The following is a 25,309-nucleotide window of genomic DNA, read 5'->3' as shown; positions in this document are numbered from 1 at the left end:
TAATGAAAAGGGTTCTGGTAACTTCGTCGCCTTCCAGTGCCGGCGGTTGCACGGCTTTAGGCAGATAGGGATAACCGAACCGGGCTGTAACAGTTCGGAGGACTCGGAGACGTGAGGCGAGACTATGCCAACAAATGATTCTCAGTTTACGCACTTTAAGCCCTACGATCTCGATACGGGCGAAGAGTACATGTGCGATGCTCATCGCGAGCATTTTCGACAGATTCTGAATGCCTGGAAACGGCAGTTGATGGAAGAAGTAGACAGCACTATCCATCATTTGCAGGAAGAAGCATCCAACTTTGCCGATCCCAGTGACCGCGCCAGCCAGGAAGAGGAATTCAGCCTCGAACTGCGCACCCGCGATCGTGAGCGCAAGCTGATCCGCAAGATAGACGAAGCGGTTGAGCGCATCGACGAAGATGAATACGGTTTCTGCGATGCCTGCGGCATTGAAATAGGCATTCGTCGCCTTGAGGCACGGCCTACCGCAACGCTTTGCATCGACTGCAAAACGCTGGCGGAAATCAAGGAAAAGCAGCTCGGCGGCTGACCCATCCTGCACCGGCCGCCCAGGCGGCCGGATACAGCGTAGGACCCTGACCCTTGCGCTATATCGGACGTTTCGCCCCATCTCCAACCGGCCCACTTCACTTCGGTTCTCTACTGGCAGCCCTTGCCAGTTATGCGGATGCCCGCGCCCGTCAGGGTCAATGGCTTGTCCGTATCGAAGATCTCGACCCGCCGCGTGAACAGCCTGGCGCCAGCGCCCTGATTCTCTCGACCCTGGAAGCATTCGGCTTCGAATGGGACGGTGAAGTGCTGTACCAGAGTCAGCGCAGCGAATTTTATCACGACGTCATTGACCAGCTGCTGCAGCAACAGCTGGCCTACCGCTGCTCATGTTCACGCAAGCAGATATTCACGCGTACCGGCAGCATTCGTTATGATGGTCACTGCCTTGCGCAACATCCGCCTCGTGCCGAGGCCTGTGCCATACGCGCGCGCTGCGAAGCGGGCGTTATCAGGCTGCAGGACGCCATTCAAAGCACTCACCACTACGACCTGGCGCGGGCGCACGGCGACTTCGTGATCCAGCGCCGTGATGGGTTGTTCGCCTATCAGCTTGCCGTGGTGGTAGACGATGCCTTGCAGGGCATCAGCCACGTGGTACGCGGCAGCGACCTGCTCGACGAAACCCCCTGCCAGATTCAGCTGCAGCGCTACCTGGGATACGCGCAGCCGGCCTATGCCCATATCCCGGTCGCAACCTCCGCCAGCGGGCAGAAGCTCAGCAAGCAAACGCATGCCCCGGCGCTGGATGCGCTCAACCCGGTACCGGCACTGCTGGCGGCGCTCGAGTTTCTCGGCCAGCACCCGCCGGCTGAACTACGCGATGCCAGCGCCAGCGAATTGTTGCGGTGGAGCATCGAACACTGGAATATGGAGCACATCCCCAAAACCCGCGGACTGCCGTGGTCCGCGGGTCAAGGAGGCCTATGTATCTGCACCGCACCGCCCTGTTAATGATTATCGGCTTTTACCTGACAGGCCCATTGCTGCTCGACTGGTGGCTGCAGCCCGATGCCCCCTGGTATCGACCCTTTTTGATCTGGCTCGTACTGATCGCCCTGAGCTGGCTCATCGACCTGCGCCGGAGTCATCGGGATGTTTAGTATTCATGCTCTTTTCATTGCCGGCGTCAGTTATTTGCTGGTGTTGTTTGGCGCCGCCTACCTGACTGAACGCGGTAAATTGCCCAAGCGACTGGTACGCCACCCCCTGGTACATGCACTCTCACTGGGGATCTATGCCAGTGTCTGGACCTTCTACGGCATCTTCGGCATGGTGCAGGATGCCGGTATCACTTACCTGACCTCTTACTTGGCCGCGACCCTGGCCTTTGTACTGGCGCCAGCCATCATGGTGCCGATTCTGCGGATCTCCCGCACCCATCAGCTCAGCTCGCTGGCCGACCTCTTCGCGTTCCGCTTTCGCAGTGGCCCCGTCGGCACTCTGACGTCATTGCTGGTTGTCGCCGCCACCCTGCCCCTGATTGCCATCCAGATCCAGGCGGTGGCCGATTCGCTATACCTGCTCAACAAGGATGCCCCTCGAGACCTCATCGCCGCCACCTTTTGCGCCGTCATGGCGCTGTTCGCGATTCTGTTCGGCGCTCGTCACGCATCGTTGCGCAACCGCAACAACGGCCTGGTGGTGGCCATGGCGGTGGAGTCGCTGATCAAGCTGGCTGCCCTGCTGGCCATCGCCGGCTATTCGCTGTTCATCATTTTTGGCGGTCCAGCCGGGCTGGAGCAGTGGCTGGCCGATAATCCCGCCGCCCTGAAAAGCATTCAGCACATCCCGGAAAACGAGAACTGGCATACCCTGCTGCTGGCGTTTTTCGCCACAACCATCGTTATGCCGCATATGTACCATCTGGCCTTCACCGAAAACTCATCGGCCCTGAGCCTGCAAAAGGCCTCGTGGCTGATGCCCCTGTACCTGTTTTTTATGGCGCTGACAGTACCGATTATCGTCTGGGCCGGCATGAAGCTCGAGGCCACCGAGGTCACCGAGTACCTGGTACTCAACATCGGTGTCGTACTCGACTCCAAGACACTGACCTTGCTTGCCTTTCTGGGTGGCCTTTCAGCGGCCAGTGGCGTCATTATCGTTGCGACCGTTTCCATGGCCTCCATGCTGCAGAACCATCTACTGCTGCCCATCACCCAGGTACCCGACAATGTGCGCTTCTACAACTGGCTGCTGTGGCTGCGCCGCATCCTGATTGTGGTGTTGATGAGCAGCAGCTATTTGTTCTATACCCAGTATTCCCGGCCCGAGACTCTCTATTTGCTGGCGCTGATCGCCTTTATTTCCTTTCTGCAATTCCTGCCCGGTCTGCTGGCCACCCTGTTCTGGGCCGGCATTAACCGCTGGGGATTCGTGCTGGGCCTGTGCACCGGTACCGGCAGCTGGTTGCTGACCATGCTGCTGCCGATTGCGCTGGATCAGAACATCAATGTGCTGGACTTTGACATCAATACCGATGACTGGCATCAGTCGGCCGTATTTTCCCTGCTGCTCAACTGTGTGGTACTGGTGGTCGCATCACGTCTGCTTCCCACGGGCGACGAAGAACGCAAGGCTGCCGACGCCTGCATGCTGAATGTCATGCAGCAGCCTATGGGCATTCGTCTGAACGCCACCCGGGTGGAAGATTTCGAAGCACTGCTGCGTCCGCGACTGGGCACCGAGACGGCGAAGCGTGAGCTGCAAAGCGCCATTGGCCAGCTGGGTATCAGCTATGAAGTACTGTCGCCGCTGGACCTGCTGCGCCTGCGCACTCAGCTGGAGCAACATTTGTCCGGCCTGGTCGGGCCAGTGGAGGCCGCCACCATCCTCGAGCCACTGGATCGTCACGACCCGATCGAAGGGTTCAGGGCTCGCGATGTGCACTTGCTGGAATCCCAGCTGGAGCAATACCATCAGCGCCTGGGAGGCCTGGCAGCAGAACTGGACGAGCTGCGGCGTTATCACCGTCTCACGCTGCAAAAACTGCCCGTGGGAGTCTGCACGCTGGACAGCGATGGCCGCATTCTGTTCTGGAACGCGGAAATTGAACACTACACCGGCCTGTCGGCAGACGATGTGCTGACCTGGCGTCCCGCCTCGCTGCCAGCCCCCTGGGGCGAGCTGTTCACCTGCTTCACCGAAAGTGACCGGTCACACCTGCCGAACCAGAAACTGGTCGTCAATGGCCAGCCACGCTGGTTCAGCCTGCACAAGGCCCAGCTCAACGAACAAAAAGCGCATTCGGGCATGGTCATTCTGCTGGAAGACGAATCCGACACGCTCATGCTGGCCGACAAGCTGGCGCACAACGAACGGCTCGCGTCCATCGGGCGCTTCGCCGCAGGAGTGGCCCACGAGATCGGCAACCCGGTCACTGGCATAGCCTGCCTGGCACAGAACCTGAAATTTGAAACCGAAAGTCCGCTGGTGCTCGAATCCGGCGAGCAAATCCTCGATCAGACCAAGCGTATCAGCCGCATTGTACAGTCACTGGTCCGCTTTGCGCACACCGGGCGCCAGGACCATGTCACCCAGCATGACCCTGTCGATATATATGCCTGCATCGCCGAAGCCATTCAGCTCGTCTCGCTCGACAGCCGCGGCCGACACCAGCGTTACCAAAACGACGTGCCGCCACACTTGCAGGTCGTGGGCGACCTGCAGCAGCTGCTGCAGGTCTTTGTTAACCTGCTCAATAATGCCTGCGACGCCTCGCCCGAGCTGGGCCTGATCAGCATCAGCGCAGAGCAGGAAGACGAGAAGGTCATCATCCGTATGCAGGACGAAGGCAGTGGCATTCCCGCTGAACTGCAGGACCGTCTGTTTGAGCCTTTTTTCACCACGAAGGATCCGGGCAAGGGAACCGGATTGGGTTTACCGTTGGTCTACAATATTATCGAGGAACACTATGGTAATATCGAAATACTTAGCCCTGCCGACAAAAAACAGAATAAAGGCACTCTAGTGGTCATCACCTTACCTGGACTTCCGCTGTCGGAACTTTGACGCGCGTTATGTCCTGCATGTAGGAATCAAGGTCGAACCGAATGAGCCGTATTCTGATTGTTGAAGATGAAACGATAATTCGCACTGCCCTGCGTCGCCTGCTCGAACGTCACGACTATCAGGTCGATGACGCAGGCTCCGTTGACGAAGCCACCAGCCGCTTCAAGCTGCAGGATTACAACCTTATTATTTCAGACCTGCGTCTGCCCGGCGCGCCGGGCACCGAGCTGATAACGCTGGCCAAACAGGTGCCGGTACTTATCATGACGAGCTATGCCAGCTTGCGCTCTGCCGTAGATGCCATGAAGCTCGGCGCGGTCGATTACATCGCCAAGCCCTTTGACCATGACGAGATGCTGCGTACCATCGACAATGTACTCAGCCGCCAGGCCCAGGCTTCGGACAGTGGCACCGAGGCGCCTTCCAAAGGCAGCAAGAGCGAACTGCTGGGCTCGTGCCCGCCGATGCAGGAGCTGCTGAGCCGCATTGACAAGGTTGCCCGTACCGATGCCACCGTGCTTGTCCTGGGTGAGTCCGGTACCGGCAAGGAGCTGGTGGCCCGCGCCATTCACGAGCAGAGCGATCGCGCCAGCGCGCCCCTCATTTCGGTGAACTGTGCCTCCATTCCGGACACCCTGATCGAGTCCGAACTGTTTGGTCACGAGAAAGGCGCTTTCACCGGCGCCAACAGCGCACGCAGTGGCCTGATCGAGGCCGCCAACGGTGGCACTCTTTTCCTCGACGAAATCGGTGAACTCCCGCTCGAAGCACAAGCCCGGCTGCTGCGCTTCCTGCAGGAAAGCGAAATTCGTCGTGTCGGCGCCGTGCATTCAACCCAGGTCAATGTACGCCTTGTCGCTGCGACCCATCGTAACCTGAAGGAAATGGCCCGCAACGGCGACTTCCGCGAAGACCTCTACTATCGACTGTACGTCATGGAACTGCGTATGCCGCCGCTGCGTGACCGCGGTAACGATATCGCGATACTGGCCAACCGCTTCCTGCAACGGGCCTGCAACAAGATGGGACTGGCACCTGCGCGATTCAGTGAAGGCACACTGGAAGCCATGACCCAGTATCACTGGCCCGGCAACGTACGCGAACTGGAAAACGCCATCGAGCGTGCGCTGATACTGGCAGATGACTTGCTGATCACCACTGAACTGCTCGGGCTTGACCTGGAACCTGCATCGCGGCTGCATCAGTTTGAACGTAGCTACGCTTACCAATCGGGCGACACGCCCACGACCAGCAACCGACGCGAGCCTCAGACAGGCCTGTCGCTGGACGACTACTTTCAGCGCTTTGTACTGGAAAACCAGAATCGCATGAGCGAGACAGACCTGGCCAAGAAGCTTGGCGTCAGCCGCAAGTGTCTGTGGGAACGACGTCAGAAGCTTGGCATACCACGCAAGAGTCGCAGCAAGTAACGTCCGGGTCGCCAGGCGGTAACAAAGTGTTACCGCTTTAGTGTTACCTCTGCACCCAGATATGTTTCGCAAGACGTTCCCTAAGGTAACAAACCGCTGTTACCTTGCGACATGAAAAGCGTTAAATAATAAAAATATTCATATTAAACAGCAAGTTATAAAACATGGCACAGGCCGTGCACTCTTAAGAACCAAGAAAAACAAGAATTAAGAAGAACAACAAAATACTTACCGGCGAAACCTCCAGAATAAAAATAACTGCGGAGAGATCGTACGAGTAGCTAGCCTCACTAAAAATAATAAATGAGGCCTGCGCTGGTCACCGAACATGCATCTGGGATCCCCGATCCTCGCACCTGAATAAAAATAACAACAGGTCATGATGGTTTTTGCCCGGTGATCAGCCACCCATCTCGTAACTGAACCCCTTCTGGCTTCAAACCTCTTTTCCGTTCTACCCTCCTGTACTTCTTCCCCTTGCAACACTGCCTTCGTTTTTTGATTCACAGACACTTGCATCTGGACAAGCACGATACTCGTCACTGGCGCTCAATCCACACCTGCGATGCATTCGGCCACAGCTCCACTCATGCCCGAGCTGACCACCCAGACCCCTATTGGATACCTAAAACTTCGGAGTTGCCGTTACAGGGCAGCGCTTCACGCCACTGCAAGATCCGTCACAGTTTAGCTTCCCATCCAGGCACAGCATCTGCATCTGCATCTGCACCCAAACGCCTGACACCTTTTGGTGATCGCCGCCATCAACATTCTGAGCCGAAGCCTGGTGCCCTTCTGTACACTGGATTCTGCTCTGCACTGCCTGGGGCAGTCACCCCTGTTAATTGTACCGGGCGGGCGCGCTGTTACCCTGCTACCCATCAAGGTGCTACCAAGTCGTTCCAAAAAGTAACACTTTGACGTTACCCTGAGTCTTGGAAAGAACCCAAAAAACGAACATTTACATCAATAACAATGACTTACAAAAACTGGCACAATGCATGCTCTATTACATGCCAGAACAACAACACCGTTACCTGCGAAACCAGACCAACAATAAAAATAAATTCGGTCGACTCTTCCAGATAACCCACCTCGAATAAAAATAACAACGAGGCCTGTAGCTGACTGCCGTGCGTTGTCACGAAGGTCCCCAAACCCTAGATTGAGAATCGCATTGACCTGAATAAAAATAAGTCACAGGTTGCGTTCTAATCACGGTGGTCGGCTAACTCATCTTTTATTCACCCCCCCTTCCGATCTGCCATTCCAGCTTAGCACCGCGCCAAAAAGCCACTCTTATACTGAGCCGGCAACAGTGATATGATGCGCGACTTCCACCGCCAGGGCGAACAAAAAACAAACACTTATGGATATGAGCCTGTTCATAGCCGCGGCTATTGCGGTTATCCTTATTGGCGCCACCCTGCTACTGCGTAGAAGATATATGGCACCCAAGCTGGATACTGATGAGAAGTCTGCCACTGAAGGCAGCACGCTTGAAAGCGTCATCACCCGAGACCAACACAACATCCCCCGCCAGCATCTCGATGAGAATGCGCTGAAAGTCGTTCATCGCCTTAACGATGATGGTCATGAAGCCTATCTCGTGGGAGGTTGCATACGCGATATTCTGCTGGGTCTGCGTCCCAAGGACTTCGATGTAGCCACGTCCGCCACACCGGAACAGGCCGAAGAACTGTTTCGGCGCTCGCGTCTGATCGGCCGCCGCTTCAAGCTGGTCCATGTCCGCTTTGGGCGTGAAGTGATCGAAGTTGCAACCTTCCGCGCCGGACATGACACGGAAGACCGAAACGAAGATGGCGAAGACGGCCGCCAGGCCGCCAGCGGTCTGATACTGCGCGACAACGTCTATGGCACGCTGCGCGAAGACGCCTTGCGCCGCGACTTCACCATCAACGCCCTCTACTACTCGGCCCAGGACCACAGCGTGCATGACTTCGCCGGCGGCTACCGCGATATCGGGCATAAGGTCATTCGCATGATCGGCGACCCTGCGTCACGCTACCGCGAAGACCCCGTACGCATGCTGCGGGCTGTTCGTTTTGCTGCCAAACTGGAGTTCGACATTGAACCGGCTACCGCGGCACCCATCCCTGAACTGGCTCCGCTGTTGCGAGATATTGCCGCCGCACGCATGTTTGATGAAGTGCTCAAGCTGCTGCAGTCCGGCCATGGTGTTGCCGCCTACAAGCAGATGCAGACGTACGGCCTGTTCGAGCAACTGTTCCCCCAGGTCCAGAGTGCAATCAAGCGAGGCCCCGCTGCAGGCCTGCCGGTAGAGGAACTGATTCTCAAGGCACTGCGCAATACCGACCGCCGGCTGGAACAGGGCAAGAGCGTTACACCCGCCTTCCTGTTCGCCGCCTTGCTTTGGTATCCCATGCAGCTGCGTCTGAACAGTCTGATGAAAGAAGGCCGCATGCCGCCCTTGCCAGCGCTGCACGAAGCGGCCAATGAGGTCATCGCCGCCCAGATCCGCCATACCGCGATACCCCGTCGCTTCTCTACCCCGCTACGCGAAATCTGGGAGTTACAGCTACGCCTTCCCAAACGCCAGGGTAACCGCGCAGAACGCCTGATGGAGCATCCACGCTTCAGGGCCGCCTACGACCTGCTGCTTTTGCGTGAGTCCAGTGGTGAAGACCTGGATGGCCTGAGTCAGTGGTGGACTGATTACCAGAGCGCCAATAGCAATGACCGAGCATCGCTCCAGGACGATCTCAGCCCCTCTGCCGCCAAACCGCGCAAGCGTCGGCGCAAGCCTCGTACCCGCCAGCGCGATGCATAAGGCCATCCGCTGCTATATAGGCCTGGGCAGTAATCTGGACTCGCCGCAACAACAGGTTGCGCGCGCTCTGGAGGAGCTGGCGACACTGCCCGGCACTCACTTGCTGACCCACTCCAGCCTGTATCGCTCCCCACCCATGGGACCACAGGATCAGCCGGACTACGTTAACGCCGTGGCACTGCTCGAAACGACACTGGATGCGCACAGCCTGCTGGATCAACTACAGGCATTGGAGCAACTGCATCAACGCGTACGGCTGGAGCGCTGGGGCCCCCGCACGCTGGACCTGGACCTGCTGCTGTACGGTGAGGAAACCATATCCACTGAACGACTGTCGGTTCCTCACCCAGGCATGCATGAACGCAACTTTGTACTTTGGCCCCTGAGTGAAATCAGCCCCGATCTGGCACTGCAGGATGGTCGCCCGCTGGCAACGCTGTTAAGTGAATACCCTATAGGCACACTGGAACGGATCTCGTTATAATCCGGAACCGTTGAAGTCAAACGAAAAGCCGAGCTCCCCTATGAACAACGTCACTCTACACACCCTCTCAGCGCTCAAGCAGGATGGTAAGAAGTTCGCAGTTCTGACCGCGTACGATGCCTGTTTTGCACAGCTGGTCAGTAGCGCTGGTACAGAGGTCATTCTGGTGGGTGACTCCCTGGGCATGGTTCTTCAGGGCCACGACAGCACCCTGCCGGTCACGGTGGATGAAATGGCCTACCACACCCGCTGCGTTGCAGGCGGCAACCAAGGCGCCATGGTGATGAGCGATCTGCCGTTCATGAGCTACGCCACGCCAGAGCAGGCCATGCTCAACGCCGGCAAACTGATGCAGGCCGGCGCCCATATTATCAAGATTGAAGGCGGTGCCTGGCTGGCTGAGACCATCGCCCTGCTGGCCGATCGCGGCGTCCCGGTCTGCGCCCACCTGGGGCTGACGCCCCAGGCGGTTAACCGCCTGGGCGGTTACCGTGTACAGGGGCGCGACGCGACCAGCGCTCGACAGATGATCGATGATGCCATTGTGCTGGAACAACAGGGTGCCAGCATGCTGCTGCTTGAGTGTGTACCGTCGCTGCTGGCCGGAGAAATCTCCCGCGCGGTCGACATCCCGGTGATCGGCATAGGCGCAGGCCCACAGACTGATGCCCAGGTACTGGTCCTGCACGACATGCTGGGCATTACGGCAGGCCGCAAGCCGCGTTTTGTAAAAGACTTTATGGCCGACGCTGACAGCATTGCAGGCGCCATTCAGAGCTACGGTGAACAGGTCCGCGCCGGCACCTTTCCAGCCGATGAGCATGGATTCGAGTGATATGCAGACTATTCACCATATTCCGGCATTACGCGAACAACTGAAAGCAGCACGCCAGGCTGGCAAGACAATCGGCCTGGTACCGACCATGGGTAACCTGCACGCCGGCCATGTGGAGCTGGTCAATCAGGCACGCCAGCACGCTGACATCATCGTCGCGACCGTTTTCGTCAACCCGCTTCAGTTCGGCCCCAACGAAGACCTGGACAGCTACCCTCGCACACTGGAGGCTGATCAGATCAAACTCGCCGCCGCCGGCTGCGACTACCTGTTTGTGCCCAGTGAAGCCGAGATGTACCCCAATGGCCGCGAAAAGCAGACCATTGTTGAAGTACCCGAACTGTCGGAGATGCATTGCGGCAGCACCCGTCCAGGGCACTTTCGCGGCGTCACCACGGTAGTCAGCAAGCTGTTTGGCATCGTCCAGCCGGACTCTGCCTTCTTTGGCAGCAAGGATTACCAGCAGCTGCTGATTATCCGCCGCATGGTGGCCGATCTCTGCATGCCCATCGAGATTCACGGCGTGAGCATCGTGCGCGACCGGAACCAACTGGCGCTCAGTTCACGCAACGGCTACCTCAGCCCTGCGGAGCTTGCCATTGCACCGACATTGAACCGCGTACTGCGCGAAACCGCACAGGTGATTCAGGACGGCCGACGGGATTACGACCAGCTAACGCGCCAGGCCCTTGCCGAGCTGGAAAACGTCGGCTTCAAGGGCGACTTCATGCGCATTGTGCGGCGCAGCGACCTGCAACCGGCCGGTGACTCGGATCAGCAGCTGGTGATTCTCAGCGCAGCCTACCTGGGCGCCGCCCGCCTGATCGACAATCTCGAATTCGATCTCTGATACCCGGATGGCTTCGACCCGTCGTCAGCCATCCTCACGCCCCCCGTATGCCCGCCCCACGCCACAGCATGCGGCCTGCTTGCAGGCTGTGTGCTTGACAAACAGAGAACCGCTCGCGCAGACTGTCCCGGTCGCATTATTAAAAACGTAATAACAAAGTGCGACATGGATCTGCAGGTGGCGATTTGGCCGGCAACCTTCCCGCGTTGCCGAACGTCTGAGTTTTATTTCGCCCCTGCAATAATGGGAACATATTTCCCCGTTATGCTGATCCGCAGCAGTCTGTCTGATCTATCTGAGATGAACGACCACCAGCCGGTTTGCTGGCAGCCCGTAAAGCGCTTGTCCGCATCACGACCCAGCCAGGTGAGCATCACTCAGACTCAACCCGGACAGTCCCGCCGCACCACAATTGAGACGCTACCAACAATTATAGAGGCACACCTATGCGCGACGTTGTAATTGTAGCTGCTGGCCGTACGGCTATTGGCACCTTCAATGGTTCCCTGGCTGCCATCTCCGCAGTCGACCTCGGGGCCACCGTCATCAAGTCACTGCTGGAAAAATCCCAAATTAACCCCGCTCTGGTCGATGAAGTCATTCTCGGCCAGGTTCTGGCCGCCGGTTGCGGCCAGAACCCTGCTCGTCAGTCTGCCATCAAGGGCGGCCTGCCGAACGAAGTGCCGGCCATGACCATCAACAAGGTCTGCGGCTCAGGCCTCAAGGCCCTGCAGCTGGCCACCCAGGCGATTCGCTGCGGCGATGCCGACATCATCATCGCCGGCGGCCAGGAAAACATGAGCGCTTCCCCGCACGTCCTGCCCAACTCACGCAACGGCGCCCGCATGGGCGACTGGAGCATGGTCGATACCATGATCAAGGACGGCCTCTGGGATGCGTTCAATGACTACCACATGGGTATCACCACCGAGAACATCGTTGAAAAATACGGTTTCTCACGCGAAGAGCAGGATGCCTTTGCTGCTGCGTCCCAGAACAAGGCAGAAGCTGCTGTGACCTCCGGTCGTTTCAAGGACGAAATCATTCCGGTAATCATCCCGCAGCGCAAGGGTGATCCGGTTGTCTTCGATACCGATGAACAGCCGCGCTTTGGCGTCACTGCCGAAGCCCTGGGCAAACTGCGCCCGGCCTTCAAGCGTGACGGTACCGTCACCGCGGGCAACAGCTCCACCATCAACGATGGCGCCGCCGCCGTGATCCTCTGCTCGGCCGAAAAAGCCGCAGAGCTGGGTCTCAAGCCGCTGGCCCGCATCAAGGCCTACGCCTCGGCAGGTGTTGATCCGGCCATCATGGGCACCGGTCCGATCTGCGCCACAACCAAGGCACTGGAAAAAGCCGGCTGGGGTGTGAAAGACCTGGAACTGGTTGAAGCCAACGAAGCCTTCGCCGCCCAGGCCATGTCGGTCAACAAGGATCTTGGCTGGGATACCAGCATCGTGAACGTCAATGGCGGCGCCATCGCCATGGGCCACCCGATCGGTGCATCCGGCTGCCGTGTACTGGTCAGCCTGGTGCATGAAATGATCAAACGCGATGCCAAGAAAGGCCTGGCCACACTGTGCATCGGTGGCGGCATGGGCACCGCGCTGGCAATCGAGCGCGACTAAGAGCCTGCATCACCGGGGTGGCATCACGCAGCCCCGGTTTTAACAGCAGAACAACTACCGGGGGCGCGAGCCCCCGGTTCGTTTGCATCAAGCCCATTCCCAGCGCGCCACCCCGCCTTTAACCAGGCTCATCCTCCTGACCGATTTCCCCGCCTGCGCGTCGAACTTGCCAGCCAGCCACGATCACGGCGTCTAAACTGCACTTATTGGATAGCGGGCTTACCGCTGTTGCCCCGCTGATACCCACACAACATTGCGTAACCTTGGGTGCCGCGTTGATGTCATAGCCTGTAAAACACCTGAATATGACTGCGGTCAGACTTCGGCCCCAACTCAAATTGGAGGAGGCTGTATGAAAGCTGGCAAGATTGCAGCACTGATTCTGATCCCGCTGCTGGGGCTGGCGGTCTGGTTCTGGCACCAGCTACCGAACTACCTGCCTGGCACAAGCAAGTACGAACGCATGCCCACCGTGGTGGGGATGGCGCCCAGAGTTAATCAACCTCTGCCCAGTTACGGTGGCCCTCACCCCCGCGACTGGCAGCGCCCGCCAGACCCCTTCCCGTACCCGATTCGCCTGGGCGAGATTGGCCCGCATGAGCCCATCTACGCCGGTCCCCTGCAGTACCCCTTCGCCTGCGACGGCGAAGACTCAGGTCTGGGCCAGCCACTGGTGGACAATCAGGATGGGTTTGGCATTGAAGTCTTTGCGCTTGATGAGCGGGGCGAAAAAACACCGCAGCGGCTCGGCTACAGCAAGGACTGCCTGTACCCGACACAGGTGAGTTACTACTACAACCGCGCTGGTACCAGCCAGTTCTATCCCCTTGACCAGGCCAACGGCGATATCGCCCGTATTCACATCAACGGACAGGACATCGATTTCGTGGTGCGTAGCGAAACGGGCACCATCAATCGCTTTATCTACAACATCACCACCCTGCGCGGCCCCAACGACCGCCCCGCGGTACCAGACATGCAGTACTGGAACCACCAGTTGATCTATCAGTTCCGTGGCGGCGTGGGCATCGGCTATCGCCAGGGACGCCTGCGGAATACCGATCTGCCCGAGCGGCGCATCGATCAGCTTCGCCAGGGCTATGCCATCGCCTATTCGACCGGCAACCAGACCTCAAACCACTACAATATCTGGCTGGCCGAAGAAACGGCCGGGCGCGTAAAGCGCCAGTTCAGCGCTCGCTACGGGACACCTGAGTTTACCCTGGGGATCGGCGGCTCTGGCGGCGCCATACAGCAGTACCTGATTGGCCAGAACGGCACTGGTCTGCTCGATGCCGGCATTGCGCTTTACGCCTATCCGGACATGCTGACCCAGACCATCTACGCGTTCGACTGCGAGCTGCTGGAGTACTATTTCGACCAGACCGCGCAGACGACCTGGAGCTGGCCTGCGCGGCGCAAGGTGGCGGGGCTGAACAGCCGCGACGGTGTCCACGACAGCCGCACCTGGCTGTACGAGCTGGCCATGATCATCCGTGGCCGGGCGCCGCACTGGCCACTGGGCGGCAGCGAATGCAGCCTGGCCTGGCGCGGCCTGACGCCTCTGGTCAACAACCCGCGCTTTGTTCACTTTGATCCGCGCTTCAGCCCCGAAGTCAAACGCCAGGTCCACTGGTCTCACTGGGAGGACCTGCGCTATATCTACGGCGTGGATGAAAACGGCTATGCGCGCCAGACATGGGACAATGTCGGCGTGCAATACGGCTTGCAGGCACTGCTTGAGGGCCAGATCAGCGTCGATACCTTCGTGCACCTGAATGCCAACATTGGGGGATGGAAGCCGCCTGCACAGATGCAGCAAGAGCGCTTCTGGCTCCTGAACGGCGATGACGACCTGTTCGCATTCAGCCCCTGGAGTGACCAGAATATGCAGCTTTCACCGGATGCCGGTTACACCCCCGCAGCGCGCAGCCACGGGGATACTGAGGCCATTCAGGCTGCCGTGCAGGCAGGACTGGTTTTTACCGGCGAGCTGTCGATTCCCATCATAGATCTGCGCCATTACCTGGAGCCGGCACTGGATATGCATCACAGCAGTGCCGCCTTCAGTACCCGCATGCGTCTGCAGCAGCACGGTTATGCAGACAATCAGCTGATCTGGATGACCGCCAAACCGGATAATCCTGTGCCGCTGGCGCTGGATACACTCCTGCAGTGGCTGCGCGAAGGTAAGCGCCCACTTACCGCACAAGACAGTTGTTTCAGCGCGAATGGTCGCCTGATCGCCGCAGGCAAAGACGTGTGGAACGGCAGCTGGAACGGCAAGACGCCCGGAACCTGCATGCAGCAGTACCCGATATACGGTACACCACGCTCAGTCGCGGGGGAGGATTTGCGGGGCGACCTGTTCAAGTGCAGCCTGATCAGTGTGGATCAGGCGCTTAACCGGGGACTTTATGCCCCCATCGACATGCAGCCGCACAGGGCCCAGTTGCAGCGCATCTTTCCGGATGGCGTATGCGATTACAGTGTGCCAGGGCTCGGCCAGCGCTGAGGCAGACCAGGCAGAAGTATCAGGCCGTTGCAATTGCGCCCTTGCCGACACCTTCAAACGCACGCACCATCACCGCGCAAGCGGGATGCGTCTGCTTGATGGCAAGCGCAAGATGCTGCGCGATCTGCTCGACCGTCGTCTCGGTGTCGATCACATAGCAGTACTGTGCCGGCAGCTTAAGCTCAAATTCGCCCTGGGGGGCGTTATAGCGATAGTGATGCATGCCGTCCGCCTCGCTGACCAGGTGTGAGCGAGTGCCGATGTAGATGTCCCGCAACCGCTCACCCCACTGGGCCTCCAGCGCTTCTTCGCGCTGATCGTCGAGGTAGATTTCAATTTTGGAGCGATGCCCATGGGCAATGCGCTGGCAGTTACCATCGTGTTGATGCAGGCCGTGACTGTAATGGTAAAAGGCACCCTCGATGCGTTCGGGTACAAAGGCCAGTTCCAGCCCCTGCACCTCGTCGGGAAACAGCGCCAGCAGCTGCTCTTTGCACCAGGCCGCCAGGGTCTGCGGGCTGATGTCCGGCTCGCCCACCAGGGTAATGGCCTGCTCCGGCGATCGGCAGTAGAAATGACGCCCATCGGGGTAAAGCCAGTCGATTGTTGTTTCACCTGCGTGCTGGGCATGTTGCAGACGCGGCAGCCCGGTGGGCACCAGCAGCGCGTGGTCAATGTGCTTGTCCATCCAGGCCTTGACGGCCTTTTTGACGATACCAAAATCGCAGATCATGCCCTGATCGTTAAGCCGGCCATCCAGTACCAGCTGCACCAGCCAGGATTCGCCCAGCAAACCGCGCTGCGGGTGGAGGTAGGAAAAATCGACGTTGGTAAGGTTATCGACAAACAGTTTCACATGAGTTCCATAGAGGTCTTTGGCTGGGCGCCATTTTAGCCCAAGCGCCTGCGTATTTCATGTTTTGTACACAATTGCGGGCCGACAAAATTCCCCGTGGCTCAGGTATACTAGCCGCATTTACACAGCATTCAGAGCAGCTATGAGACTGGACAAGTATCTATCCCAGGCAACCGGGATTTCACGCAAGGAAATACACCGCATCATGCACCGCGGTGATGTCAGCCTCAACGGCAGCGAAGCGCACAATCCCGCCGTGCATATTGAGCCGGGGGTTGACGAAGTCTGCCTTAATGACGAGCCCATAGGCGCGCCGGGCCCGCGTTATCTGATGCTGTACAAGCCTGAAGGCTACGTGAGCGCCAGCGATGATCCCAGCCACCCCACCATCAACAGCCTGGTGGATCTGCCCCGCAACGACGAACTGCACTGCTGCGGCCGGCTCGACATCGACGCCACCGGGCTGATTCTGCTGACCGACGACGGCAAGTGGTCACACCGCATCACCTCGCCGCGACACAAGCTGGCCAAACGCTACCGTGTGGAAACGGCCGACCCCATTGATGAATCTGCGGTGCAGGCCTTCCAGGACGGCCTCAAGCTACATGGCGAACACAAGCTGACCAAGCCTGCGGAGCTGCACATATTGGCTCCCCGCGAAGCCACCGTCTATCTGACAGAAGGCCGCTATCATCAGGTCAAGCGCATGTTCGCAGCGCTGGGCAACAAGGTCACCGCACTGCACCGTGAGCAGATCGGCAGCATCAGCCTCGATCCCGAACTCGCGCCCGGCGAATACCGCTTCCTCACGGACGAAGAGATCGCCAGTATCAAACCATGAACGATCCGGCCTTCAACCTGCTACTGCCCTTTATACAAGATGCCCCCGCGCATACGCTCTGGCTGGCTGACGAGAACCTGCTGCGCAGCCAGATTGCGCCACGCAGCAATATTCACATGATCGCCAACCGGCTGGACCTGGTGCAGTCCGCACAGGAACGCGGCTGGCAGGCCGACTGGTCCGACTTCGACCTGAGCGGAATCCCGGCAGGCTCGGTTACCCGGGTTATTTACCGCGTCTCCAAGGAAAAGGCACTGGTACACCACAACATCAACCAGGCCCTGCGGGTACTCAAGATCGGCGGCCAACTGATCCTCAGCGGCGACAAGGGCGAAGGCATCAAGGGCTACCTCGACCGCACCCGTGTGCTCTTTGCGGGCCGGGCCGAGACCGAAAAAGCCAGCGCCAACTGCTGGCGCGGCATTTTTACCCGGCCCGAGCAGCCGGGCTCCCCGCTGGATGACCGCGACTACTCGCAACTCAGGCAGGCCTGTGCGGATGAGCACTTCCGCTACTGGAGTAAGCCCGGCGTGTTCGGCTGGGACAAGATCGACCGGGGCAGCGCCTTTCTCATACAGCAGCTCGATACGTTCGTCGCCGAGCTACAGGCACCGCCCAGGCGAATTCTGGACTTGGGCTGTGGTTACGGCTATTTGTCGGTTCAGGCGGCACGCCTGGGGGCTCCGATTACGGCCACCGACAACAATGCCGCCGCCATTGCCGCCTGCCAGCGCAACTTTGCAGAGCTCGGCATTCTCGGCGAGGTCATTCCCGCCAGCTGTGGTGCCGGCATCGACGGCCCGTTCGAGCTTATTCTTTGCAACCCGCCTTTCCATGCGGGCTTTAGCGTCGAGGACGATCTGACCGAGCGCTTTCTCAGTGCCGCCGCACGCCTGCTGGATCGCAATGGCATCGCTGCCTTTGTAGTCAACCGACAAATCATGCTGGAACGCCGTGCCGCATCGCGCTTCAGGCGTATCCAGACCCTGGCCGAAGACGGCAGCTTCAAGCTGGTACTGCTGGCCGACGCCAAAACAGGAGCCTGACCCCTTACCATGACCTTTGAATATATCCGCCAGAGCCTGTTCTTCTTTCGTCGTCACCTGGGCACCATTGCTCGCATTCAGCTGCCCTTTATTATCGGCCTGAACCTGCTGGGCCTGCTGCTCGACTCCGGCTTCGAGGCCAACAGCAACCAGATGCACACCGGCACGGGCCTGTTGATGCTGCTTAACCTGACCCTGCTGCCGCTGTACTGGGGCGCCACTATCCTGTTTCTGCAATCGGCAGTGGATAGCCGTCCGCTGAGCGCCTTCCAGGCCGTGGCCCTGAGTCTCAAATACTGGCGCCGCCTGCTGATTACCTATCTGCTGAGCGGCTTCGCTGTCACCCTGGGCCTGATGCTCCTGATCGTGCCGGGTATCTATGCAGGCGTACGACTGGTGTTTGCCGACTACATCTGCGTACTTGAAGACCGTAAACCGGTGGCATCGCTACGCCAGAGCTGGGCCGAGTCCGAGGTCTACTTCGGGTTGCTTCTCAAGGGGCTGCTGCTCATTTTCGGCGCGCTGTTCCTGATCGAGGCGCCACTGCTTTACCTGGCCGAAACAGCCGGTATCAGCACCCCCCCCGTCGATGCATTCCTGAGCGTGGTCTTCGACCTGATGGGAACACTGGTTACCGTGTACGGCTTTCGCATCTACTCGCTGATGCGCAGCGAAAGCGCGGCGGCCTGACAAGCCCGGTAAAACGCAGACCAAAAAAAACCGCCTTTTCAGGCGGTTTTTTTATTCAGCCGGTCAGGCTCAGGAAGCAGACTCGTCTGCAACCATATCGCGCATGGACAGCTTGATGCGGCCACGGACGTCTACGTCCAGGACCTTGACCTTGACGATATCGTCCATGTTGACGTAGTCGGTGACCTTCTCGACCCGCTTGTCGGCAATCTGAGAGATGTGCACCAGACCATCCTTGCCCGGCAGGATGTTGATGAAAGCACCGAAGTCTTCAATGCGAACAACCTTGCCTTCGTAGATCTTGCCGACTTCGGCTTCTGCCGTAATCGCCTGTACACGCTCGATAGCGGCTTTCGCTGCAGTCTTGTTGTCGGCGTAGATACGCACAGTACCGTTATCATCGATATCGATCATGGCGCCGGTTTCTTCGGTCAGCGCACGGATGGTTGCGCCACCCTTGCCGATCAGGTCACGGATTTTCTCCGGATTGATCTTCAGCTGCGTCATGGCCGGCGCGTTGTCCGGCAGTTCCGGACGGGCATAGCCGATGACCTTGGCCATCTCGCCGAGGATGTGCTTGCGTGCTTCGCAGGCCTGTTCCAGAGCGATCTCCATGATCTCTTCATTGATACCGGTGATCTTGATATCCATCTGCAGAGCAGTAACGCCTGCTTCGGTACCGGCAACCTTGAAGTCCATGTCGCCGAGGTGATCTTCATCACCCAGGATGTCGGTCAGTACGGCAAAGCGATCGCCTTCCTTGACCAGACCCATGGCGATACCGGCTACCGGTGCTTTCAACGGTACGCCCGCATCCATCATGGACAGAGAGGCACCACAGACAGATGCCATGGAGCTGGAACCGTTGGACTCCGTAATCTCGGACACGATACGGATGGTGTACGGGAATTCATCCTGAGTCGGCAGAACCGCCGCGACACCGCGACGTGCCAGACGGCCATGACCGATTTCGCGACGACCAGCGCCCATCATGCGGCCAGCCTCACCTACTGAGTACGGAGGGAAGTTGTAGTGCAGCATGAACGGGTCTTTGCGTTCGCCTTCGATAGCGTCGATCATCTGCTGATCACGGCTGGTGCCCAGCGTACAGGTCACCATGGCCTGCGTTTCGCCACGGGTGAACAGGGAAGAACCATGGGCGCCCTGCAGGGTGTTGATCTGAACATCGATCGCACGCACGGTCTTGTTGTCACGGCCATCGATACGCGGCTGGCTTTCAATGATGCGGTGACGGACGATCTCTTTTTCCAGTGAGCTGAAGATGCCACCGATGGCACGATCGCTCGGCTGGCCTTCTTCTGAGCCGGCCAGGGCATCGACAGCCTGCTTGCGCAGTTCGCCAAGACGGTTCTGACGCTCAACCTTGTCGGCAACCTGATAGGCCCCAGCAATGCCTTCGCCAACCAGTCCACGAACCTGTGCGATCAGGGCTTCGTCTTTCTGCGGCGCCTGCCATTCCCACTTGGACTTGCCGGCTTCGGCAACCAGTTCGTTGATGGCGTTGATGGCCACCTGCATTTCCTGGTGTGCAAACAGAACGGCACCCAGCATTTCGTCTTCAGACAGTTCCTGCGCCTGGGACTCAACCATCAGCACCGCGTCGGCGGTGCCGGCCACGACCATGTCCAGCTCGGAGGTCTCCAGCTGTTCGTAGCTCGGGTTCAGGATGTAACCAGCAGCTTCGGTGAAGCCCACGCGGGCACCACCGATCGGGCCCTGGAACGGCAGACCGGAGATCGCCAGCGCCGCAGAGGTACCGATCATCGCAGCGATATCGGGATCGTTTTTCTTGTCAGCGGACATGACAGTACAGATCACCTGCACTTCGTTCATGTAGCCTTTGGGAAACAGCGGACGGATCGGACGGTCGATCAGGCGCGAGGTCAGGGTTTCTTTCTCGGTCGGACGCGCTTCGCGCTTGAAGAAACCGCCAGGAATACGGCCTACGGCGTAGTATTTTTCCTGGTAGTGCACAGACAGCGGGAAGAAATCCTGGCCTTCGCGCTGGCTTTTGGCGCCAACAACTGTACACAGGACCTGTACGCCACCCATGGTGACCATGACCGCACCGGTTGCCTGACGGGCAATACGGCCGGTTTCCAGCGTGACCTGCTGGCCACCGAAATCGAATGTTTTGGTCGTTACTTGAAACATGGATTACCTCATCGGTTCGAAGAATCGTCCCCTGTACCAAACCGTCGCATTCAGTCCTTCGTTAAAAGCCAGTACTCAGTTGCACTCTGCGACAAAGCGCAATTGAGTACGGGCGGGATGAACAGTCTGGGATGATATCAGGGCGTTTATCTCAGCCGGCAAAAGCGGCTGGCTGAATCTTGCGTGCGGGAACTTTCGCCCCCTGGATAAAACTGGGGCCATACATTGTATGGCCCCGGTAACATCAACTTAGCGGCGCAGACCCAGGCGCGCGATCAGCTTCAGGTAGCGATCAGCATCTTTCTTCTTCAGGTAGTCCAGCAGCTTGCGGCGCTGGTTAACCATGCGAATCAGACCACGACGGGAGTGGTGATCGTGCTTGTGCTCTTTGAAGTGATCCTGCAGTCCCTGAATGTTGAAGGACAGCAGAGCAACCTGAACTTCAGGAGATCCGGTATCACCTTCACCGCGGGCGAAGTCTTTAACGATCTCTGCTTTTTTCTCTACAGCTAATGCCATTTTATCCAGCTCCAATATCAATATGCGTGCGGCTTGTGCCGCCTGTTAAGAAGAAACGATGTACCGAGCATATTATCAGTACAACGCCAATCAGCTTGCCCGCCACTGCGAAGAGCGACAACCCGGGCTATCAGCGACCGTTTCAGCCCGTCGCCAGCAAGCGGCGGGGGCGCAGAACACGGTCGTCAGATATTTCAGCGATACCCAGAAAAACTCCGGTTTCGCCAGCAATCAGTTTTATCAGCTCAGCCGGAGCCTGCTCCGGCAATGCCAGACGCTGCCCCATGAGGATACGCTGCGTCTGCGCTGCATCCAGCGTCAGGGAAGGAATATCCTCCAGGGCACTGGTGACCGGCAATAATAGCGCATCAAGTCGGGCTTGTATGCCCTTTTCCCCGCCATCTTCGGGCCGTTCTACAGCCAGGTCCTGCAGTGCATCCAGCGTGATCATCTGCTCGGCCTTGTAGGGCCCCGCATCGAGGCGGCGCAGCTGCTGTACATGGGCACCGCAGCCAAGCAACAGCCCAAGATCTTCCACGATAGAACGGATATAGGTGCCCTTGGAGCAGCGAATATCCAGCTCGATTTCGTCCTCGCGCAATGCGGTCAGGCGACAGTGAAAGATGGTGACGCGTCGGGGTTTGACTTCAACCTGAATCCCCTTGCGCGCCAGCTTGTAGAGCGGCTGACCGTTGTGCTTGAGGGCCGAGAACATGGAGGGCACCTGCTCGATTTCACCCGAGAAATGCGCTTCCAGCAACGCGAGAATCTGAGCTTCATCCAGCACCGGTACCGGACGGGTTTCCACCACCGCACCGTCAGCGTCGCTGGAATCCGTGCGGATACCCAGCTTGGCCGTGGTCAGGTAGCGTTTGTCGGCATCCAGCAGGAACTGGGAAAACTTGGTGGCTTCACCGAACGCAATCGGCAGCATGCCGGTCGCCAGCGGATCCAGCGCACCGGTATGGCCGGCCTTGGCCGCGCCATACAGCCGCTTGACCCGCTGCAGTACGCCGTTGGAGGTCATCCCGGCGGGCTTGTCGAGCAATAGAATGCCGTCCAGCGCCCGACCGCGGCGTTTTCTGCCCTCGGTCATGCCTTATTCCTCGTCCGCTTTGTCCGCCGAGTCTCCGGCTGGCTCAGCGCCTGGTTCCGGCTGGTTCACCTGAGTAATCAGGCTGTGCAGTCGGCGGCCACGGTCGACGCTTTCGTCGAAGTGAAAGCGCAGTTGCGGCATGACGCGCAGCTTGATACCGCGCGCCAGTTCGTGGCGCAGAAAGCCCGCAGCCTTGTTGAGCACAGAAAGTGATTCCTTCACGGTCTGTGCTTCATCGGACTGCTCGCCGAAGGCCATGACGGTGACATAGACATCGGCATAACCGAGATCCTTTGCCACCTTCACATGACTGACGGTAACCATCCCCACGCGCGGGTCCTTGATCTGTCGCTGGATCAGCTGGGCCAGATCCTTCTGGATCTGGTCCGCTACCCGCTGAGTTCGAGTAAATTCTCGTGCCATGGCGTTTAGAGTGTCCGCTGAACTTCAATGGTATCGAAGACTTCGATCTGGTCGCCGACCTTGACGTCATTGTAGTTCTTGACGCCAATGCCGCATTCCATGCCCTGACGAACGTCCTGCACGGCATCCTTGAAGCGACGCAGCGACTCAAGTTCGCCTTCGTATACCACGACGTTGTCGCGCAGTACGCGGATACGTTTGTTACGGTGCACGGTACCTTCGGTCACCATGCAGCCTGCCACCAGACCCAGCTTGGGCGAGCGGAAGACATCGCGTACTTCGGCAATACCAACGATCTGTTCACGGAACTCCGGCGACAGCAGACCCGTCATGGCCTGTTTCACGTCATCAATGATGTCGTAGATTACGCTGTAGTAGCGCAGTTCCAGACCTTCACGCTCAACGATGGCCTTGGCCTGGTTGTCGGCACGCACGTTGAAGCCGATGATGAGTGCACTCGAGGCCACGGCAAGGTTTGCCTCGGTCTCGGAGATACCACCCACACCGCCTGCGACGATATTGACCTTCACTTCGTCAGTAGACAGGTCTTCCAGCGCCTGGGTCAGGGCTTCGAGCGATCCGCGCACGTCCGCTTTCAGGACGATGTTCAGCGACTTCACATCGCCGGCCTGCATGTTGGCAAACAGGTTTTCCAGCTTGGATGCCTGCTGACGCGCCAGCTTGATCTCGCGGTACTTGCCCTGACGGAACAGAGCAACTTCACGCGCTTTCTTCTCGCTGCTGACCGCGGCAAAGTCGTCACCGGCGCCGGGCGTACCGTCAAGACCGAGGATTTCCACCGGAATGGACGGACCGGCTTCTTCGATGTCCTTGCCGCTCTCATCACGCATCGCACGGATACGGCCATAATGCAGACCCGCCAGGACGATGTCGCCCTTGCGCAGTGTACCGTTCTGAACCAGCACGGTGGAAACCGAACCACGGCCCTTGTCCAGGCGGGACTCGACCACAACACCCTGTGCCGGCGCTTCTGGCACGGCATTCAGTTCCAGAACCTCAGCCTGCAGCAGTATGGCTTCGAGCAGCTTGTCGATGCCCTCTCCAGTCTTGGCAGAAACGTTGACGAACTGAACTTCGCCGCCCCACTCTTCAGGGATAACATCGCGCTGGGCCAGTTCGTTCTTGACACGATCCGGATCGGCGTCTTCCTTGTCGACCTTGTTGACGGCGACAACCAGCGGCACACCAGCCGCTTTCGCGTGCTGAACAGCCTCTTCGGTCTGCGGCATCACGCCGTCATCGGCGGCAACCACCAGAATGACGATGTCGGTCAGCTTGGCACCGCGGGCACGCATGGCGGTAAAGGCCGCGTGTCCCGGTGTATCCAGGAAGGTGATCATGCCGTTGTCGGTTTCGACGTGGTAGGCACCGATATGCTGGGTAATACCGCCGGACTCGCCCGCGGCCACCTTGGTGGTACGGATATAGTCGAGCAGTGACGTCTTACCATGGTCAACGTGACCCATGACGGTCACCACCGGCGCACGGCCCTGGGTTTCGCCCTGCTGCTGCTGGATGGTTTCCATCAGCGCCGACTCAACCGCATTTTCCTGCATCGGCTTGGCAACGTGACCCATCTCCTCGACGATCAGCGTCGCGGTATCCTGGTCAATCACCTGGTTGATGGTCGCCATGGCGCCCATCTTGAACATTACCTTGATGACCTCGGCCGCCTTGACCGACATCTTCTTGGCCAGTTCGGCCACCGTCAGACTCTCGGGCAGCTGAACTTCATGCACCTGGGGTGCCTGAGGCTCCTTGAAACCATGCACGTTCGGCTTGCCACCGCGCGCGCGGCCCTTGCCAGGACCACGGCTCAGTTTGCCACCACGACGACCATCACGGTCGTCGCCAAAGCCACGACCCGGTCCACGGGCAGACTTGGCCCCACGGGACGGTTTCTTGTCATCCGCAGTGCTGCGGCGAGCCAACTGCTGCTGCTTTTTCTTTTCCTTGCGCAGCGCCTCTTCACGAGGATCTGCCTTGGAGGCAGGCGGCGCCAGCTGCTCGTCAGCTTCAACAGCCTTGACGGGCTTGGTATCGACCCGGGGTGCTGCAGGCTTAGCGTCTGCAACCGGCTGCTGTACCGCCGGCGGCGCTTCAGGGGCTGCGACAGGTGCTACGGGCTGTTCAGCCACGGCGCTGACCGGCTGCTCAACGTTCTGCTCTGTTGGAGCAGCTTCGCCTTCAGCGTCGGCACGCTTAACGTAGGTACGCTTCTTGCGCACCTCAATGTTGATTGTCTTCTTCTTGCCCGAGGCACCGGAGACCTTCAACTGAGACGTAGTTTTACGCTTAAGTGTAATTTTCTTCGGTTCGCCCGATTCAGCGTTTTCACCGTGGCTGCGCTTCAGGTAAGTCAGTAGATCCTGGCGCTCGCCTTCGGTAACCTTGGAACCATCGGCCTTACCTTTGATACCCGCTTCTTGCATCTGCTTCAGCAAACGCTCGACCGAAACACCAACCACATCGGCAAGTTGCTGTACTGTTACTTCTGCCATATT

General features: G+C 58.7%; 20 protein-coding genes. 14 read left to right on the top strand and 6 right to left on the bottom strand.

Translation table 11 applies throughout. The features are described from left to right. The first annotated feature begins 124 nt into the window (after positions 1-124). The 11 genes from dksA (at position 125) to F451_RS26290 (ending at position 15,138) form a co-directional block, all read left to right on the top strand. Complete coding sequence (gene dksA / locus F451_RS0122010; RefSeq protein ID WP_020683582.1) at positions 125-553, top strand: RNA polymerase-binding protein DksA; 429 nt, start codon at positions 125-127, stop codon at positions 551-553. Positions 554-606: 53 nt separating this feature from the next. Next, positions 607-1,527 carry a tRNA glutamyl-Q(34) synthetase GluQRS gene (gene gluQRS / locus F451_RS0122005; protein ID WP_020683581.1) on the top strand — a complete coding sequence of 307 codons (921 nt, stop codon included), beginning with the start codon at positions 607-609 and terminating at the stop codon, positions 1,525-1,527. Beyond that, positions 1,500-1,676 carry a hypothetical protein gene (locus tag F451_RS28135; protein ID WP_026291975.1) on the top strand — a complete coding sequence of 59 codons (177 nt, stop codon included), beginning with the start codon at positions 1,500-1,502 and terminating at the stop codon, positions 1,674-1,676. The genes gluQRS and F451_RS28135 overlap by 28 nt, the downstream gene beginning before the upstream one ends. Next, the gene (locus F451_RS0121995; protein ID WP_020683579.1) at positions 1,669-4,584 is read left to right on the top strand and encodes an ATP-binding protein; all 2,916 of its coding nucleotides are present in this window, start codon (positions 1,669-1,671) and stop codon (positions 4,582-4,584) included. The genes F451_RS28135 and F451_RS0121995 overlap by 8 nt, the downstream gene beginning before the upstream one ends. A gap of 41 nt (positions 4,585-4,625) precedes the next feature. Beyond that, the gene (locus F451_RS0121990; protein WP_020683578.1) at positions 4,626-6,014 is read left to right on the top strand and encodes a sigma-54-dependent transcriptional regulator; all 1,389 of its coding nucleotides are present in this window, start codon (positions 4,626-4,628) and stop codon (positions 6,012-6,014) included. A gap of 1,447 nt (positions 6,015-7,461) precedes the next feature. Further along, positions 7,462-8,826 carry a polynucleotide adenylyltransferase PcnB gene (gene pcnB / locus F451_RS0121985; RefSeq protein ID WP_156826591.1) on the top strand — a complete coding sequence of 455 codons (1,365 nt, stop codon included), beginning with the start codon at positions 7,462-7,464 and terminating at the stop codon, positions 8,824-8,826. Next, on the top strand, positions 8,819-9,310 hold the full coding sequence (gene folK, locus F451_RS0121980; RefSeq protein ID WP_020683576.1) for a 2-amino-4-hydroxy-6-hydroxymethyldihydropteridine diphosphokinase: 492 nt from the start codon (positions 8,819-8,821) through the stop codon (positions 9,308-9,310). The genes pcnB and folK overlap by 8 nt, the downstream gene beginning before the upstream one ends. A gap of 40 nt (positions 9,311-9,350) precedes the next feature. Continuing rightward, complete coding sequence (panB, locus tag F451_RS0121975) at positions 9,351-10,145, top strand: 3-methyl-2-oxobutanoate hydroxymethyltransferase (RefSeq protein ID WP_020683575.1); 795 nt, start codon at positions 9,351-9,353, stop codon at positions 10,143-10,145. Position 10,146: 1 nt separating this feature from the next. Further along, positions 10,147-10,995 (top strand): pantoate--beta-alanine ligase, encoded by an 849-nt coding sequence (panC, locus tag F451_RS0121970; protein ID WP_020683574.1) that lies wholly within the window; start codon positions 10,147-10,149, stop codon positions 10,993-10,995. Between the two features lie 446 nt (positions 10,996-11,441). Beyond that, the gene (locus F451_RS0121965) at positions 11,442-12,623 is read left to right on the top strand and encodes an acetyl-CoA C-acetyltransferase (RefSeq protein ID WP_020683573.1); all 1,182 of its coding nucleotides are present in this window, start codon (positions 11,442-11,444) and stop codon (positions 12,621-12,623) included. Positions 12,624-12,975: 352 nt separating this feature from the next. Continuing rightward, a complete protein-coding gene (locus F451_RS26290; RefSeq protein WP_020683572.1) occupies positions 12,976-15,138 on the top strand; it encodes a DUF6351 family protein in 2,163 nt (720 codons plus the stop codon). Positions 15,139-15,157: 19 nt separating this feature from the next. Here F451_RS26290 and F451_RS0121955 read toward each other — a convergent pair whose 3' ends face one another. Continuing rightward, positions 15,158-15,994 (bottom strand): 6-carboxytetrahydropterin synthase, encoded by an 837-nt coding sequence (locus F451_RS0121955; protein ID WP_020683571.1) that lies wholly within the window; start codon positions 15,992-15,994, stop codon positions 15,158-15,160. A 142-nt stretch (positions 15,995-16,136) separates the two neighbouring features. Here F451_RS0121955 and rsuA point away from each other — a divergent pair, with 142 nt between their 5' ends. From rsuA to F451_RS0121940, 3 genes are read left to right on the top strand one after another with little or no spacing between them, the layout of a single operon-like run. Beyond that, on the top strand, positions 16,137-16,835 hold the full coding sequence (rsuA, locus tag F451_RS0121950) for a 16S rRNA pseudouridine(516) synthase RsuA (RefSeq protein ID WP_020683570.1): 699 nt from the start codon (positions 16,137-16,139) through the stop codon (positions 16,833-16,835). After that, complete coding sequence (locus tag F451_RS0121945; RefSeq protein ID WP_020683569.1) at positions 16,832-17,881, top strand: class I SAM-dependent methyltransferase; 1,050 nt, start codon at positions 16,832-16,834, stop codon at positions 17,879-17,881. Before rsuA ends, F451_RS0121945 begins: the two co-directional genes overlap by 4 nt. Positions 17,882-17,890: 9 nt before the next feature. Further along, on the top strand, positions 17,891-18,571 hold the full coding sequence (locus tag F451_RS0121940; RefSeq protein ID WP_020683568.1) for a YciC family protein: 681 nt from the start codon (positions 17,891-17,893) through the stop codon (positions 18,569-18,571). Positions 18,572-18,640: 69 nt separating this feature from the next. Here the strand turns inward: F451_RS0121940 and pnp are convergent, their stop codons facing one another. From pnp to infB, 5 genes are all read right to left on the bottom strand, one after another. Further along, positions 18,641-20,746 carry a polyribonucleotide nucleotidyltransferase gene (gene pnp, locus F451_RS0121935; RefSeq protein ID WP_020683567.1) on the bottom strand — a complete coding sequence of 702 codons (2,106 nt, stop codon included), beginning with the start codon at positions 20,744-20,746 and terminating at the stop codon, positions 18,641-18,643. A gap of 249 nt (positions 20,747-20,995) precedes the next feature. Continuing rightward, complete coding sequence (gene rpsO, locus F451_RS0121930; protein ID WP_026291973.1) at positions 20,996-21,265, bottom strand: 30S ribosomal protein S15; 270 nt, start codon at positions 21,263-21,265, stop codon at positions 20,996-20,998. Positions 21,266-21,407: 142 nt separating this feature from the next. After that, positions 21,408-22,361: a tRNA pseudouridine(55) synthase TruB gene (truB, locus tag F451_RS0121925; RefSeq protein ID WP_020683565.1), complete on the bottom strand. Its 954-nt coding sequence runs from the start codon at positions 22,359-22,361 to the stop codon at positions 21,408-21,410. Positions 22,362-22,364: 3 nt separating this feature from the next. Beyond that, positions 22,365-22,784 (bottom strand): 30S ribosome-binding factor RbfA, encoded by a 420-nt coding sequence (rbfA, locus tag F451_RS26285; RefSeq protein WP_020683564.1) that lies wholly within the window; start codon positions 22,782-22,784, stop codon positions 22,365-22,367. Between the two features lie 5 nt (positions 22,785-22,789). Then, the gene (gene infB, locus F451_RS0121915; protein ID WP_020683563.1) at positions 22,790-25,306 is read right to left on the bottom strand and encodes a translation initiation factor IF-2; all 2,517 of its coding nucleotides are present in this window, start codon (positions 25,304-25,306) and stop codon (positions 22,790-22,792) included. Positions 25,307-25,309: the final 3 nt, after the last annotated feature.

Source organism: Marinobacterium rhizophilum DSM 18822, from assembly GCF_000378045.1.
Classification (GTDB): Bacteria; Pseudomonadota; Gammaproteobacteria; order Pseudomonadales; family Balneatricaceae; genus Marinobacterium_A; species Marinobacterium_A rhizophilum.
Note: the sequence above shows the minus strand (reverse complement) of the source record. Positions and strands in the feature narration are given on the sequence as shown.